Source organism: Seonamhaeicola sp. ML3 (assembly GCF_023273855.1).
Taxonomy (GTDB): Bacteria; Bacteroidota; Bacteroidia; order Flavobacteriales; family Flavobacteriaceae; genus Seonamhaeicola.
Genome location: NZ_CP096884.1, coordinates 2,768,627 through 2,783,388, shown reverse-complemented (window position 1 = coordinate 2,783,388; position 14,762 = coordinate 2,768,627). Strand labels below are relative to the sequence as shown.

The 14,762-nt window shown below is 34.0% G+C and carries 16 protein-coding genes; 6 read left to right on the top strand and 10 right to left on the bottom strand.

Features of this window, described 5'->3' with window-relative positions; genetic code table 11:
* Positions 1 to 93 precede the first annotated feature (93 nt).
* The 8 genes from M0214_RS12015 to holA form a co-directional block, all read right to left on the bottom strand.
* Positions 94 to 1,161 carry an AMP-binding protein gene (locus tag M0214_RS12015; protein WP_248722808.1) on the bottom strand — a complete coding sequence of 356 codons (1,068 nt, stop codon included), beginning with the start codon at positions 1,159 to 1,161 and terminating at the stop codon, positions 94 to 96.
* 22 nt (positions 1,162 to 1,183) lie between these two features.
* Entirely contained in the window at positions 1,184 to 2,359 is a 1,176-nt protein-coding gene (locus M0214_RS12010; RefSeq protein WP_248722807.1) for a CPBP family intramembrane glutamic endopeptidase, read from the bottom strand.
* 10 nt (positions 2,360 to 2,369) lie between these two features.
* Complete coding sequence (locus M0214_RS12005; RefSeq protein WP_248722806.1) at positions 2,370 to 3,413, bottom strand: o-succinylbenzoate synthase; 1,044 nt, start codon at positions 3,411 to 3,413, stop codon at positions 2,370 to 2,372.
* A gap of 93 nt (positions 3,414 to 3,506) precedes the next feature.
* Positions 3,507 to 4,184: a metal-dependent hydrolase gene (locus tag M0214_RS12000; RefSeq protein ID WP_248722805.1), complete on the bottom strand. Its 678-nt coding sequence runs from the start codon at positions 4,182 to 4,184 to the stop codon at positions 3,507 to 3,509.
* Between the two features lie 43 nt (positions 4,185 to 4,227).
* A complete protein-coding gene (menA, locus tag M0214_RS11995; RefSeq protein ID WP_248722804.1) occupies positions 4,228 to 5,130 on the bottom strand; it encodes a 1,4-dihydroxy-2-naphthoate octaprenyltransferase in 903 nt (300 codons plus the stop codon).
* Between the two features lies 1 nt (position 5,131).
* Positions 5,132 to 5,971: a 1,4-dihydroxy-2-naphthoyl-CoA synthase gene (locus M0214_RS11990; protein WP_248722803.1), complete on the bottom strand. Its 840-nt coding sequence runs from the start codon at positions 5,969 to 5,971 to the stop codon at positions 5,132 to 5,134.
* Positions 5,972 to 6,444: 473 nt separating this feature from the next.
* Positions 6,445 to 7,110, bottom strand: coding sequence for a uracil-DNA glycosylase (locus M0214_RS11985; RefSeq protein ID WP_248722802.1), 666 nt, complete (start codon positions 7,108 to 7,110; stop codon positions 6,445 to 6,447).
* Between the two features lie 3 nt (positions 7,111 to 7,113).
* Positions 7,114 to 8,118: a DNA polymerase III subunit delta gene (gene holA, locus M0214_RS11980; RefSeq protein WP_248722801.1), complete on the bottom strand. Its 1,005-nt coding sequence runs from the start codon at positions 8,116 to 8,118 to the stop codon at positions 7,114 to 7,116.
* 26 nt (positions 8,119 to 8,144) lie between these two features.
* On the opposite strand from holA, the gene M0214_RS11975 reads away from it, so the two are divergent.
* The 3 genes from M0214_RS11975 (at position 8,145) to M0214_RS11965 (ending at position 10,522) form a co-directional block, all read left to right on the top strand.
* Positions 8,145 to 8,591, top strand: a complete 447-nt coding sequence (locus M0214_RS11975; protein WP_248722800.1) for a type I restriction enzyme HsdR N-terminal domain-containing protein — start codon at positions 8,145 to 8,147, stop codon at positions 8,589 to 8,591.
* A complete protein-coding gene (locus tag M0214_RS11970; RefSeq protein ID WP_248722799.1) occupies positions 8,588 to 9,577 on the top strand; it encodes a glycosyltransferase family 2 protein in 990 nt (329 codons plus the stop codon). Before M0214_RS11975 ends, M0214_RS11970 begins: the two co-directional genes overlap by 4 nt.
* 105 nt (positions 9,578 to 9,682) lie before the next feature.
* Complete coding sequence (locus M0214_RS11965; RefSeq protein WP_248722798.1) at positions 9,683 to 10,522, top strand: OmpA family protein; 840 nt, start codon at positions 9,683 to 9,685, stop codon at positions 10,520 to 10,522.
* Between the two features lie 53 nt (positions 10,523 to 10,575).
* On the opposite strand, the gene M0214_RS11960 is transcribed toward M0214_RS11965, so the two are convergent.
* Positions 10,576 to 11,196: an L-threonylcarbamoyladenylate synthase gene (locus tag M0214_RS11960; protein WP_248722797.1), complete on the bottom strand. Its 621-nt coding sequence runs from the start codon at positions 11,194 to 11,196 to the stop codon at positions 10,576 to 10,578.
* A gap of 44 nt (positions 11,197 to 11,240) precedes the next feature.
* Here M0214_RS11960 and M0214_RS11955 point away from each other — a divergent pair, with 44 nt between their 5' ends.
* Genes M0214_RS11955 through M0214_RS11945 form a run of 3 tightly spaced genes read left to right on the top strand, consistent with a single transcriptional unit; the run spans position 11,241 to position 14,082 of the window.
* Positions 11,241 to 12,110 carry an alpha/beta hydrolase gene (locus M0214_RS11955; RefSeq protein WP_248722796.1) on the top strand — a complete coding sequence of 290 codons (870 nt, stop codon included), beginning with the start codon at positions 11,241 to 11,243 and terminating at the stop codon, positions 12,108 to 12,110.
* A gap of 44 nt (positions 12,111 to 12,154) precedes the next feature.
* Positions 12,155 to 13,117 (top strand): retropepsin-like aspartic protease, encoded by a 963-nt coding sequence (locus M0214_RS11950; protein WP_248722795.1) that lies wholly within the window; start codon positions 12,155 to 12,157, stop codon positions 13,115 to 13,117.
* On the top strand, positions 13,114 to 14,082 hold the full coding sequence (locus M0214_RS11945; RefSeq protein ID WP_248722794.1) for a hypothetical protein: 969 nt from the start codon (positions 13,114 to 13,116) through the stop codon (positions 14,080 to 14,082). The genes M0214_RS11950 and M0214_RS11945 overlap by 4 nt, the downstream gene beginning before the upstream one ends.
* A 2-nt stretch (positions 14,083 to 14,084) precedes the next feature.
* Here the strand turns inward: M0214_RS11945 and M0214_RS11940 are convergent, their stop codons facing one another.
* Entirely contained in the window at positions 14,085 to 14,747 is a 663-nt protein-coding gene (locus tag M0214_RS11940) for a hypothetical protein (protein ID WP_248722793.1), read from the bottom strand.
* Between the last annotated feature and the right edge of the window lie 15 nt (positions 14,748 to 14,762).

The following is a 14,762-nucleotide window of genomic DNA, read 5'->3' as shown; positions in this document are numbered from 1 at the left end:
ATAGCTGATTTTAAAGTTTATATAAAACTAAAACCAACTATTATGAAATAAAATCTGAAATGAGTGAAGTTACTTTTTGAATGAGTTAACTCACTAATTCAGTAATTCTAAAGTTTTCTGCCTATGGATTTTTCCAGAAAGTGTTTCAGCAAACTTAGGTATATAATACGTTTCTTTGGGCACTTCGTATTTATCTAAAACCTCAAAAATAGAAGTATCAATAGAGCCTTCTTCGCCTTCTACCAATAATACTAGTCTTTCACCAAGAACATCGTCTGGTTGAGCTGTCACAAAAAACTCGCCGTTTATTTTAGTTTGAAGTTTTTCTTCAATTTGTTCTGGATACAATTTTATCCCACCCGAATTGATTACATTGTCATAACGCCCTAACCAATCAAAAGAATTATCGGAGTACACTTCAACGATATCATTAGTGATCAACTTTTCATCTGTAAGACTTGGTGCCTCAATAACCAAGCAACCTCTTTCATCTTTAGATACTGTAACACCTGGTAACGTCTCAAAATATTTTTCAGATTCGTCTCCCGTGAAATTGTTTAGTTTTCTAACGGCGATATGCGATATGGTTTCGGTCATACCAAAAGTCTCATAAATGTTCGTTGGCTTATCTTTAATCAATTCCTTAATGTGAGATGATACGCGCCCACCACCTACAATCGCGGTTTTTAAAGATTTTAAATACTTAGCGAAATTTTTGAGCTGCATTGGTGTAAAAGCACAGAAATCGTATTTTTTGTTTAAATCTATTCTAGGTTCTACTGAAGGCTTTACCATATCTAGTTCTAACCCTAAAATAATAGCCCTAACAATCATCATTTTTCCTGCTATAAAATTAGAGGGTAAGCAACTTAAAACTTTTTTCCCTGGAGTTAAATTGAAAAAATCGCCAGTAGCAATCGCAGAATGTACCATTGCCTGCTTTTTAATTTTTATTTTTTTGGGTTTCCCAGTTGAACCAGAGGTTTGGACCTTTACATAGTCCTCTTTGTCTAACCAATCTAATAAAAACACTCCTAATTCTCTTTGGTAGGGTTCGCCTTCTTTTGTGAAACTATAGGCCACCTCCATAAGGTCTTCATAAGAGTAGTGATAGTTATTTAATTTAAATCTGTTGTGAACGTTTTTGTAGGTTGGTGTCATGTGTACTATTTTTCAGAATTAACTAATTGGTTTCTATATCTTCAAGAATTTTATAATCGTCGTTTGTTGGTGGTAATACCGGGCCAAATAATTTATCTTTCCAATTATTCCACTTGTACTTTTTAGATAAGATAAATAACAGTATGGGGAATATTACAAATACAGGCACGAAAATCTCCATTATGCCCATTTTCTCTGGGTCAGACATATCTTTTAAAACAGAATGAGTTTGGAAAGCCGTCCAGTCTGCTGTTACCAATAAAGCGGTAAATAAGTTATTGGCTGCGTGGAACCCTAGAGCTAGTTCCATACCCTCATCCATGAGCGTTATTATTCCCAAAAATAGACCAGTACCAATGTAGTAGACCATAATAACGTAACCCAATTGTTCAACTTCGGGATTGGCGATATGTAATAAGCCAAAAACTACAGAAGTTAGGATTAGTGGTGTGGAATTTCTTTTTAAAACCTTGTATAATAAACTATCCAAAGAGGAAGTAGTAAGGTTTTTTGTATTCAAAAGTAAAACTAGAAGACTTACCAATAATATAAATATAATTATAGCTTCCATAAAACCAAAATTATAAATACTGTCAAAATAGATATATCCAACAATACCAATTATTGTATAAATTATAGTAAAAGGGAACTTTTGATGAACAGAGGAAACCCCAAGACCTTGCATTAAATAACCCCTAAACAGGTATTCCTCAAAACTTGTTTGCATGGGTACCATGATAATAGCTATAATACAAAGAATTAAAAAGGGAACTGTTTTAAAGTTTAGCTCGTAATCCTCCGGAGCTATAAGAAAATAATCGATGAGTACAAAGCTACTAGATACAACGCCCCAAAGTATAAAAATAAACCAGAACCGTTTCCAATCTATCTTCTTACGGCTTGTTGTTAAGTGTGTTAGTGATTGCTTGTGCAAATATTTAGAAACCAATAAAACAGCAATTAAGCCAATGGCGAACATTAACAACAATAAGAATAAATTGAGGTTAGGTTCTAGCATAGAGAGCATATCGTTTGCTTCTAATTGACTAAAATCTCCACCTTCACTAAATACCTTGGCAAAAATAGCTATCCCCAACGGAATGGCTCCTAAAAGCTGCCAAGCTAAAATTATAATAATTAGTCCAACCAAATAACGCCACCAATCATGTAAAATATTAAACGCTTGTGCTATATACATAGTATTATTTTCAAGTTATTTTTTCTAAACTCCAGTCTTTCTCTTTTGAGTAATGCAAAGCCCCATCTTTTACTTTTAAGGGACTATCTATGTTGTTGGTAAATAAACCTCCTGTTCCCAAACCTTGCGGCATATTACTTCGTTTTAAATACGTATACTGCGCTATGGCATTTAGCCCAATATTACTCTCCAGTGCACTGGTAATCCACCATCTTGCTTGATTTTGTTCTGCAATATCTATCCACTCATCACTACCCTTAAAACCACCGACTAAACTGGGCTTCAAGATAATAAATTGTGGGGTTATGGTTTGTATTAATTCACGCTTTTTTGTTACAGAATAAACACCAATCAATTCTTCGTCTAAAGCAATGGGCAATGGTGTTATTGCACAAAGTTTGGCCATATCTGCTATTTGCCCCTGTTTTATGGGTTGTTCTATAGAATGCAAATCGAAATCTGAAAGTATTTTTAGTTTTTCGAGAGCTTCAGAAGGTGAAAAAGCGCCATTGGCATCTACCCTTAACTGTATTTCATCTGATGAGAAAGTAGTTCTTATAGACTTTAAAAGATTGCATTCGGTTTCGAAATCTATGGCTCCAATTTTCATCTTTATGCAATCAAAACCGGCTTTTATTTTATCTTCAATTTGTTGTTTCATGAAGCGTTCAGAACCCATCCATATTAAGCCATTGATGGCAATAGCAGCGTCACTGTTGGTGAATTTAGAGGGAAAAAGTTCGAAACCATCTTCAGAAGCCAACGACTTAAAGGCCATTTCTAATCCAAATTGAATACTGGGCCATTCTGTAAGATGAGCAAGAAGATTATCCAATCCCAAATTAATATTTTGACATGCCCATTCTAACTTTTCTTGGTAATTAGGTCTGTCATCTGCAGAGAGCCCTCTAAAAAGACCTGTTTCACCTATACCGCGTTTTCCTTGAGATTCTAAAATGATAAACCAAGTTTCCTTGGTCCTTAATATACCTCGAGAGGTACCACTAGCTTGTTTAAAATTTAAGATGTATTTTTTGTAAGAAGCTTTTAACACTGAAACATTAGATATTTAGATGCTTACACATTTTAGATTCCGTTAAAACAATCCATTTAATTTCAAAACAAAATATTACAACAACCAGTTCGTCTATAATTCAATAAACTCACCAATACCGAGCAGCATTAAATCCTTTCCTTTTTCAAAAAATTTCTTTTTAGCTAGGTCATGGTCTATTTCAATATAGCCGAAAGTATCGTAATGATATCCTAAAACTTTATCACATTCAATAAAATCGCAAGCAATAATAGCATCTTCAATACCCATTGTAAAATTGTCGCCTACTGGCAAAACCGCTAAATCCAATGTTGTTTGCATTGGTATCAATTTCATATCGAAGGTCAATGCCGTATCTCCAGCTATATAAATATTTTTATGTTCACCCTCTATTACAAAGCCTCCTGGTTGGCCACCATAAGTTCCGTCTGGAAAAGAAGAAGTATGAATTGCATTTACATATTTTACGGTACCAAATTCAAATTCCCAAGCACCACCATGGTTCATAGGGTGTCCTTCAATTCCCAAATTCCCATAATGTGTAACAATCTCGTAATTAGAAATGATTTTTGCTCCAGTATTCTTAGCTATAGCTTCTACATCTAGTATATGATCCTGATGTGCATGTGTGACCAAAATATAATCGGCCTTTAATTTATTTATGTCGATATGCGAAGCTTTGGAATTCCCAGTGATAAAAGGGTCTACAAGAATATCCACACCTTGTATTTCAATAGCTAAACTAGCGTGGCCCAAAAAAGTAATCTTCATTATTCTGAATGTTAAATTTAGAAAAGAAAATTACAAAATTTATCTATAATAAGTGACCGATACCCATCAGAATTGCAAGCAAAAACGTTGTTAAAGCTAATTTTTTTAATTCAGGATCTAAATCTTTTAAATCTTTTGTGTTAATAACCTTAACAAGATGTCGTATTAAGGGTATGTAAGCTATTACAAAAATGAAATTAAATGGCGATACATAATACAAAACACCAAAAATCGCCGACAACACCATAGCAAGTGATACGAGTACAAAATGATATGTTCTTACTTTTTTCTCACCTAATTTAATAGCCAAGGTAATTTTATTCGACTTCAAATCTGAAGCCATGTCTCTCATATTGTTTAGATTTAATACAGCGGTACTTAAAAGCCCAATGCTAATGGCTGGTAAAAAGACAACATGATCAATTTTTTTTGCATATAGGATATAACACCCAATAACACTCACTATACCAAAAAATATAAAAACAAAAATATCGCCAAGTGCTTTGTATCCATAAGCACGTTCACCTACTGTATACCTTACTGCAGCAACCACACTAGATACGCCTAGAAAGAAAAAAATTAAGGTGTACCATAAATGATAAACTCCAAAGGCAGAAAAAATTAGGAAAATGGCCAGGATTATAGCAATGAGAACGTTAATCTTTATGGCATTAAACATTTCTTCTGAGGAAATTCTTCCAGATTGAAGTGCTCTTTCAGGACCAACTCTATCCTTATTATCAGTTCCCTTAACACCATCGCCATAGTCGTTAGCCAGGTTTGATAAAATTTGGAAACTAAGCGTAGTTAAAATTGCTAGGATAAATACCCTTAAGTTAAAATAACCATTATATTCAGCCATACATGACGCCAAAATAATCCCAGACACAGACAACGGCAGAGTTCTTAGGCGCATGGCCGAAATCCAAATTGAAAATCGTTTCATATTAAGGAATCCACTTCTTTTCAAAATTTGGCGCTCGCTTTTCCAAAAAAGCATTCCTTCCCTCTTTGGCTTCTTCGGTCATATAAGCCAGTCTTGTCGCTTCTCCGGCAAATACCTGTTGCCCTACCATGCCATCATCAGTCAAGTTCATAGCAAACTTGAGCATTTTGATGGATGTTGGAGACTTAGCCAAAATTTCTTGAGCCCATTGATAAGCCGTATTCTCTAATTCTTCGTGAGGTATCACGGCATTTACCATACCCATTTCAAAGGCTTCTTGTGCAGAGTAGTTTCTTCCTAAAAAGAATATTTCTCGAGCCTTTTTTTGCCCGACCATTTTAGCCAAATATGCAGAACCATAGCCACCATCAAAACTTGTTACATCCGCATCTGTTTGTTTAAAAATAGCATGTTCCTTACTTGCTAAAGTTAAATCACATACAACATGCAAGCTGTGTCCACCACCAACTGCCCAACCTGGAACCACAGCAATTACTGCCTTGGGCATAAAACGTATTAATCTCTGAACTTCGAGTATGTTCAACCTGTGATAACCATCTTCTCCTACATAACCTTGATGTCCTCTGGCCTTTTGATCTCCACCACTACAAAAAGAGTATACTCCATCTTTGGTCGAGGGGCCTTCTGCGGATAATATAACAACACCTATATTGACATCTTCGTTTGCATCGTAAAATGCATCATAGAGCTCACTGGTTGTTTTTGGCCTGAATGCGTTTCTAACATTAGGACGATTAAAAGCTATTCTAGCTACGCCATTACATTTTTTGTATGTTATATCTTTGTATTCCTTTACTGTTATCCAATTGGGTACTTCCATACTCTCAAGTTTTTTCCAAAAATAATTTTATTTAAAGAACTATAAACACATATCCTAAAATTTTTAGTAACACAATTTCATAAAATTCAATAAACTTTATTACAGATATATCTAAAATGACTACTAAATATTAACTATCTAATAAAAGTGTAAAATAACTACAACAACAAAAGTTTTTGTAGTATTTTATTTCTTATTTTTGATTTAACAACCAATAATAAATGTAAAATTTGTATTTTATCATAAAATATGTATTTTGCCGACGTTTTAATCCCAAACGCCTATGTTACTAACAATTACCCTCACAATCACCACCCTAGTTATTTTTAATTTCTTGTTATTAAAATTTAGTGTCAACAAAATCGAATACAAGCCCAAAGTTAACAGAAAACCTCCTGTGATTTTAAATCCAGAATTAATTTCTTCTAAGGAAAAATTGACATTAGCGCCTACTGGCAGCTAATCGTTTTATTTTACCATGCTATTTTTGTAGAACCTATACTTTCTAGAATGGTATTGGATTTACTAAAATGCTTATTGCCAAACCAATACCCTCTGTTAGCACTTAAGGGAGAAGGATGACCCGAGGTTAGAACATGATGCTTAGATTTATCTATAAGTTTAGCTTTTTGTTTTGCAAACCCACCCCAAAGTAAAAATATGACGTTCGACTTTTGGTTATTTATAATTTTTATAACGGCATCTGTAAATTCTTCCCATCCCTTTTTTTGATGACTACCAGCATTATTAGCTCTTACTGTTAATGTCGCATTTAAAAGCAACACGCCTTGTTGGGACCACCTTTGTAGATTACCGCTCTTGGGGTAGGCTAAACCTAAATCTTTTTCAATTTCCTTGAAAATATTGATTAAAGAAGGAGGATGAGGTATATCTTCTTTAACAGAAAAACACAAGCCATTAGCTTGCCCCTGTCCGTGGTAAGGGTCTTGACCAATAATTACAACTTTAACATTGTTAAAATGACAGTAGTTAAATGCATTGAAAATTTCCTTTCCAGGTGGATAACAAGTATGATTATTATATTCTTGCTTTACAAAAGCTACCAATGCTTCAAAATAAGATTTATCAAACTCATCTTTTAAATAAGGCTTCCAACTTGGGTGAATATTTACTTCCATAAGTTAATTTAAAATAACTGCTAAAAGTTCCTTTAATAAATCACCATGAGAAACAGCATTGGCTCCCACCCCTTTGCTTTTCACATCGAAAGACCGTAACGATGCAACCACGGCACTTACTTTTCGCATTGGGTAATTCTTTGCTGCTGTTATATATTCATTAACAAAATATGGGTTTACTTTTAGAGCAGAAGCCACATTTCTTGGAGACTTATCGTTTAAGCCATGAAAATGGAGTAACTGTGAAAAAAAATTGAATAATAAAGAAACCGTAACGACCATAGGATTATCCTTTGGGTTATCAGCAAAATAATTAGCAATTCTATATGCTTTTAAACTGTTGCGTTCCCCAATTGCTTTACGTAATTCGAAATTATTGAAATCCTTGCTTATCCCTATATTTTCTTCAATATGCTCTGGTGAAATTTGAGTGCCCTGAGGAAGAATGATTTGAAGTTTTTCTAATTCATTATTAATTTTACTTAAATCCGTACCTAAAAACTCTACCAACATTTGTGCTGCTTTTGGAGAAATGGAGTAACCTTTGGGAGATAATACACGCCTGATCCAATCTGCTACCTGATTTTCGTAAAGCTTTTTGCTCTCATAAACAACGCCAGTTTTCTTTAACGTTTTATAAAGGGCTTTACGCTTGTCAATTTTTTTGTATTTATAATTTACCACTAAAACCGTTGTCGGTTGCGGATTTTCGGCATATGAAACTAACTTTTCAATGGTACGTGATAAATCTTGGGCTTCTTTTACTATAATGACCTGATGTTCGGCCATCATTGGAAAGCGTTTTGCATTTCCAACAATATCTTCAACCGATACATCTCTGCCATAAAGTACCATTTGGTTAAATCCGCGCTCTTCTTCAGATAGTATATTATCCTCAATATAATCAGATATTTTATCTATGTAATAGGGCTCTTCCCCCATTAAAAAATAAATGGGCTTGAGGTTTTTGTTCTTAATATCGGTTACTAGTAGTTTAACTTCATCCATTGAAAAAAAATCACCAAATTTGCGTAGTGCAAAAACTAAATTTCCCTACATATTCATTTCGATTCAAAAATAACGAAAATAAAGTTTCTATTTTTGATGGCATTCGTAAAAAATTTGTGGTTTTACAGCCCGAGGAATGGGTTCGACAACATTGTGTTCAATATCTAATTGAAGAAAAAAAGTACCCAAAATCGTTAATAAATATTGAAAAAGAATTACTTGTAAATGATTTGAGGAAACGTTACGATATCGTAGTTTTTAACCCCAACGGAAGTATTCATTTAATAGTAGAATGTAAAGCTCCTAAAGCAGCCATTAATCAAAACACCTTTGATCAAATTGCAAGATACAACCTGGTTTTAAGTGCAGATTTTTTAATGGTAACAAACGGATTAAATCACTATTATTGCCGTATGGATTTTGAAAGTGAACGCTATAATTTTTTGAGAGATATTCCTAATTACAAAGGATGAGAGTAGCTGTTGTTATATTAAATTGGAACGGTAAAGCGTTGTTAGAAGAATTTTTGCCAACGGTTACACAATACTCTACTGAAGCTGAAATCTATGTAGCAGATAATGCCTCCAATGATGACTCTGTCAGCTTTGTGAAATCCTATTTTCCTGAGGTAAAAATTATCGAAAACAAAAAAAACAGAGGCTATGCCAAAGGTTATAACGAGGCCCTTAAACATATTAACACAGATATCTTTTGTCTCTTAAACAGCGATGTACAAGTTACCAAAAATTGGTTAGCTCCAGTTTTAGAGTTGCTAAAGACTTATAGCAACACAGCAATAATACAACCAAAAATCCTAGACTATAATCGGAAGCAATATTTTGAATATGCTGGAGCAGCTGGTGGTTTTATTGATAAATATGGCTACCCATATTGTCGCGGCAGAATTTTTGATACCATTGAAGAGGATCACGGGCAATTTAATGATACCACCGAAATATTTTGGGCCTCTGGTGCTTGCTTATTTATAAGGAAAAAGGTTTTTGAGGAACTTAATGGGTTCGATGAATCATTCTTTGCCCATATGGAAGAAATCGATTTATGTTGGAGGGCAAAAAACAAAGGTTACAGCATAAAATATACCGGTAAATCTGAAGTTTATCACCTTGGAGGCGCTACCCTGAAAAAAGCAAATCCCAAAAAGACTTATTTGAATTTCAGAAATAGTTTATTTACACTTTGCAAAAATGCAGATGGCATAGTATTTGGTAGAGTTTTGGTCAGGTTAATTTTAGATGGTATAGCAGGAATAAAGTTTCTTTTGGAATTAAAACCAAAACATACTTTAGTCATCTTAAAAGCACATTTTAGTTTCTATAAAAATTTAAATAAAATATTGCTTAAAAGACAATCTGAAAAAAGAAGCGTAAAATATTATCAAAGAACATCTATAGTGTTTGATTATTTCGTAAATAAGAAGCGCTATTATGATAGTTTATAAATACTAAGTAAAAGTTTTGTTAACAGTAAAATATTAAATAGTTTTTTGTATACTTTTGCTAAATTGACTAAATAGTTTAATCCATATAATTCCTAATAATCCATTATGAAAAAAATCGTATTCTTAAGCTTATCTGCTATATTGGTATTAAGTTCTTGTGTATCAAAAAAAGAACACACCGCACTGCAAGAAAAACAAAAAGAAACTCAAGATTTACTAAATTCTGCTACCGTAAAGTTAAATTCTTGCTTAGAGGAGCGTGCAGCTTCTACAGCTAAAGCAAAAGTACTTGAAGACCAAGTAGATGGTCTAAGAAATCAAATAGACAATCTTCAAATTATTTCTTCTAAAAGTGCCAGTAGTATAGAAAAAACACTAGAAAGTTTAAAAGAGAAAGACCTTAAAATCACACGTTTACAAGATGCTATCACTAAAAAAGACAGTGTAACCCTTGCTTTAGTTACCAGTCTAAAACGTGAAGTTGGTATTAACGACCCAGACATTGAAGTAAACGTTGAGAAAGGTGTTGTATTTATTTCTATTGCCGATAAGTTATTATTTAAAAGCGGAAGTTACATTGTAACTTCTAAAGCTAAGGATGTTCTGGCAAAAGTTGCTAAAGTAATAAACAGTAAGCCAGAGTTTGAAGCAATGATAGAAGGGCACACAGATAATGTATCGTACAGAAAAGAACCATTGTTAGACAACTGGGATTTAAGTGTTAAACGTTCTACATCTATAATTAGAGTGTTACTTGAATTAGGTGTGAACCCAAAACAACTTATTGCTGCTGGACGTGCAGAGTTCGTTCCTTTAGTTGACAATGATACTGCTGAAAACAGAGCTAAAAATAGACGTACCCGAGTGGTTGTATTACCTAAAATAGACCAGTTCTACGACATGATAGAAAAAGAAATGAAAAACCTTTCTGCTGGTAATAATTAGACAACAACTTCAAAATATCAAAAAAAGCCCAACTTTTTGTTGGGCTTTTTTAATTAAAATATCTCAAGACTTCCTTTGCCTTCTCTTAAAATCTCAGGTTTATCTCCAGAAAGGTCTATTACGGTAGATGGTTCATTACTGCCATAACCGCCATCGATAACAGCATCAACTAAATTATCCCATTTTTCAAGAATCAACTCTGGATCTGTGGTGTATTCTATCACTTCATCTTCATCGTAAATAGAGGTGGAAATTATAGGGTTTCCAAGTTGTTTAACAATCTCTAATGCAATATTATTATCTGGCACACGAATACCTACAGTTTTTTTCTTTTTGAATGGGTTAGGTAAAGACCTCGATCCCGGAAGCACAAATGTATAGGGCCCTGGCAAGGCACGTTTTAAAATTTTAAAAATAGAATTATCGATTTGCTTAACATAATCGCTCAGATTACTTAAATCATGGCAAACAAAAGAAAAGTTAGATTTTTCGAGCTTTATACCCTTTATCTTAGCCACACGCTCTAGTGCTTTTAAGTTTGTAATATCACAACCTAAACCATAAACGGTATCTGTAGGATAAATAATTAACCCGCCTTTTTTAAGAATAGAAACTATTCTGTTAATTTCTTTTGGGTTAGGATTCTCCTCATAAATTCTTATAAACTCAGCCATAATAATTAAATTGCGCAAGCGTTTACAAATTAACCAATATTTTTATGAAACTACCCAGATTTATTTTTTTAAACCTATTTATAACATTTCTTTTTATTGGTTGCTCTACAGAGTCTGTTGGTACTGGAGAAGAAACTATAGAAATTCTAGATCCTACTAGAAACTACGAAGAACTTAATATTAGTTATGGCAACGACGCCAAACAAAACTTTGATTTATATCTGCCGGCAAACAGAAATTCTAATACCAAGACCATGATTTTAGTGCATGGTGGAGGTTGGACCTCTGGTGATAAAAGCTCAATGGATTATTTAGTTGATTTGCTACAGGTTGAAATTCCTAATTTGGCTATCGTAAACATTAACTATAGGTTGGCAGACAGTTCAAACCCACCATACCCCATGCAAATAGAAGACATCACTTCTATTATCGACTTTATTAAAGACAACAGAGCAAAATATTCTATTTCAGATAAAATGGGTTTTATAGGCACCAGTGCAGGTGGACATTTGGCACTGCTTTGGAGTTATGCCTTCGATACTTCTTCAAACATAAATATGGTGTGCAGCATCGTAGGACCAACAAATTTTACAGATCCCGCATACTTGAACAATACAGATTCCAATCTTCAAGAATTAATAAATATCTATGGTGAAAACCCTACTGTATCTTTTTTAGAGGAGGTTAGCCCTTTTCACCAAGTAACCGCAAATGCACCATCAACAATTCTGTTTTACGGCGGTCAAGACCCACTCGTTCCTTCAAGCCAAGGTATAGCCTTAAGAGATAAACTAGTTGATTTAAATGTAAACCATGAGTTTACACTTTACCCGAATGAAGGACACGGATGGACCGGATTAAACCTTTTGGACACTTGGACAAAACTTAAAGTTTTTATAATTAACAATTTATAGATTTATATTGTAACATTTGGTTTTTAAATTAGTCTTAGTAATATATGCTAAGATCTATTATTATACTTTTTCTTGCACTAAGCACCTATCCAACTCTTGCTTTCAATGAGGTTTCAAACTCTATACTTTTTCCCGAAGCTGAAAACATAAATAAACACACTACCAGAATACCCTTTAAACTTGTTGATCATTTAATCGTTGTAGAAGCCGAGCTATTAAATCAAAAGGGGAATTTTATTATTGATACTGGTGCTGAAAGTATGATACTGAATAAAGTTCACTTTCCTAATTTATATGCACATCAGAAGAAAACCAGAAACGCATCGGGTATATTACATTCGGTTGAGGATTCCTATGAAAAGAATATAAAGAAGTTCATACTTAAAAATTTTACATTAGAAAACAAATCCTCTGATGTCATCAACCTTTCTCATATAGAAAAATCGAAAAAAGTTAAAATCCTTGGAATTATCGGCTATGAAATTTTAAAGGACTACGAAGTTTTTATAGACATGCACCTCAACCAAATAACACTAACGAAAGTAGATGCCTTTGGTAACAAATTGAATAATCGCGTTTACATAGAGAAAATTGTTGACAGCCTAGACTTTAATCTAAAAAACCATACTATAGTGGTAAACGGCACTATTAATGACCAAAACATAAAATTTGGCATTGATACCGCGGCCGAGTTTAACCAGATAAACAAAAGCATTAACAAAAAAGCACTAAAATATTTTATTCCTAAAAAACGACTATCGTTAACCGGAGCCAGTAATAAGCGCATTGAAGTTTTGGCAGGAAAGTTGCACCGTGTTAAATTGAGCAACAGTATTTACTTTGGCCCCATGTATACCGTCTTAACCAATTTGAACAAAATGAATGAAGCTTTCGGCACCAGCTTAGATGGTGTTTTAGGTTATGAGTTTTTTGCGCAAAAGAGAACAATCATTAATTATAAAAAGGAAAAACTTTATTTTGTAAATTACCCAATAAATCTAAAGTGAAACGACTCATTTTACATATAACAGTCATTGCTATTACCTTTGTAAGCCTAGGCACATACTCTCAAAACAATGCGTTTAAGGGGTATACAATTGAAGGTGATTCGGTGGTATTTACCTTCGATGTTAGAGATTACTCAAAATTTACCCAAGAATATACTGGTCAAGTTCTTGATTTTACAGATTTTGAAATCGAAAATGTAGTTGTTTCAGGGGAATTCAACCTTTGGTCTAGAGACCATTGGAAAATGAATCGTGTAAACGAGCATTTGTATCAACTTAAAAAAAGTTTGCAAGATTTTGATGATGAGTTTTCATATGAATTCAAGTTTGTGATAAACAACGCCTATTGGGCTGAGCCTTCTAAAGAAGACCCAAACATAACCAAAGCTGCAAAAAACGGAAGAAAAATTAGAGACGTTTACAACTTGAAAATGTACACAGCTTTTCCTAAAAAGGATGGCAATGTTCACTTTAAACTTAAGGGCTATCATGATGCCAGAAAGGTTGTTTTAGCAGGTTCCTTTAACAAATGGCATGAGTCTTTGTTCAAGATGAAAAAAACAAAAGAAGGTTGGGAACTCACCTTACAAATGAAACCTAATATTTACCAATATCGCTTTATTGTGGACGGTCATTGGATGGAAGACCCTCATAACACCAATAAGACACCAAATGAATATGGTGAATACAACTCTGTAGTAGACATTAAAGAGTACACCGCTTTTAAACTAAGAGGCTATACAAATGCTGAAAAGGTAATCCTAGCAGGTTCTTTCAATAATTGGAATGAACATGAATTTGTAATGCGTAAAATGGACTACGGCTGGAAATATGTTGTACCGCTATCTGGCGGCAAACACCATTATAAGTTTATTGTTGATGGCGAATGGATTGTAGACCCCAATAATGAAGTTAAAGAATATGATGGCAACGGACATATAAACTCCGTTTGTATGGTAAAATAAGACTACCTAGGTCCTCCACCACCAAATCCTTGTCCGCCACCTTGAGAGCCAGACCTTTGCTGGTTACCTCCGCGTTGAAAATTACCTTGACCATTTCTATTACCAGCACCTCCGCCAGGTCTTTGAGGCCTTAATTTTGCCTTAAATTCCTTTATGTAATTTCTCCACCTTTTGGTTTGTTTCTCGTCTAGCAAGGCGGTAATCGTTGTATTTAATTTTCGCTCTTCCTCCATTACAGTATCCCTTACAGGCTTTATTTTTTCTCTTACAGAGGCTCTAACTTCTTGAACTTGCTCTCTACTTCCTCCCTCTAATAATAATTTTCTGGAAGTATTTCTCATGTAAACACCAAGTGTATCAAAATTAGCTTTATTGGCTAAGCTAATCTCCTTAAGACGTTTATTGTGATTTATTATGGCCTCCTCTACCTTTGCTTTTAAAGTTTTATCCTTTTTTATTTTTAGTTTTTCGATAACCTCAGTCAAGTCATGATATACAATACCAGCCATTTTATAAGGGTCAAATCTATTAGGTCTTTGTCCTTGTGGATTGTTCCCTTGTTCAGGCCTTTCCCCTTGCCCTCCACGTTGAAAACCTCCTTCAGGAGGCTGTGCGTTTAAACTTAAAACACTAAGTACAAAAACTAACGAAAAAATAGATTTCATTTCAACAATTGGATT

What these genes read in the sequence shown, in the direction of transcription:
- M0214_RS12015 (WP_248722808.1), bottom strand. Translation starts at nt 1,161, where the DNA reads ATGACACCAACCTACAAAAACGTTCACAACAGATTTAAATTAAATAAC.
- M0214_RS12010 (WP_248722807.1), bottom strand. Translation starts at nt 2,359, where the DNA reads ATGTATATAGCACAAGCGTTTAATATTTTACATGATTGGTGGCGTTAT.
- M0214_RS12000 (WP_248722805.1), bottom strand. Translation starts at nt 4,184, where the DNA reads ATGAAGATTACTTTTTTGGGCCACGCTAGTTTAGCTATTGAAATACAA.
- menA (WP_248722804.1), bottom strand. Translation starts at nt 5,130, where the DNA reads ATGAAACGATTTTCAATTTGGATTTCGGCCATGCGCCTAAGAACTCTG.
- M0214_RS11990 (WP_248722803.1), bottom strand. Translation starts at nt 5,971, where the DNA reads ATGGAAGTACCCAATTGGATAACAGTAAAGGAATACAAAGATATAACA.
- M0214_RS11985 (WP_248722802.1), bottom strand. Translation starts at nt 7,110, where the DNA reads ATGGAAGTAAATATTCACCCAAGTTGGAAGCCTTATTTAAAAGATGAG.
- holA (WP_248722801.1), bottom strand. Translation starts at nt 8,118, where the DNA reads ATGGATGAAGTTAAACTACTAGTAACCGATATTAAGAACAAAAACCTC.
- M0214_RS11970 (WP_248722799.1), top strand. Translation starts at nt 8,588, where the DNA reads ATGAGAGTAGCTGTTGTTATATTAAATTGGAACGGTAAAGCGTTGTTA.
- M0214_RS11965 (WP_248722798.1), top strand. Translation starts at nt 9,683, where the DNA reads ATGAAAAAAATCGTATTCTTAAGCTTATCTGCTATATTGGTATTAAGT.
- M0214_RS11960 (WP_248722797.1), bottom strand. Translation starts at nt 11,196, where the DNA reads ATGGCTGAGTTTATAAGAATTTATGAGGAGAATCCTAACCCAAAAGAA.
- M0214_RS11955 (WP_248722796.1), top strand. Translation starts at nt 11,241, where the DNA reads ATGAAACTACCCAGATTTATTTTTTTAAACCTATTTATAACATTTCTT.
- M0214_RS11950 (WP_248722795.1), top strand. Translation starts at nt 12,155, where the DNA reads ATGCTAAGATCTATTATTATACTTTTTCTTGCACTAAGCACCTATCCA.
- M0214_RS11940 (WP_248722793.1), bottom strand. Translation starts at nt 14,747, where the DNA reads ATGAAATCTATTTTTTCGTTAGTTTTTGTACTTAGTGTTTTAAGTTTA.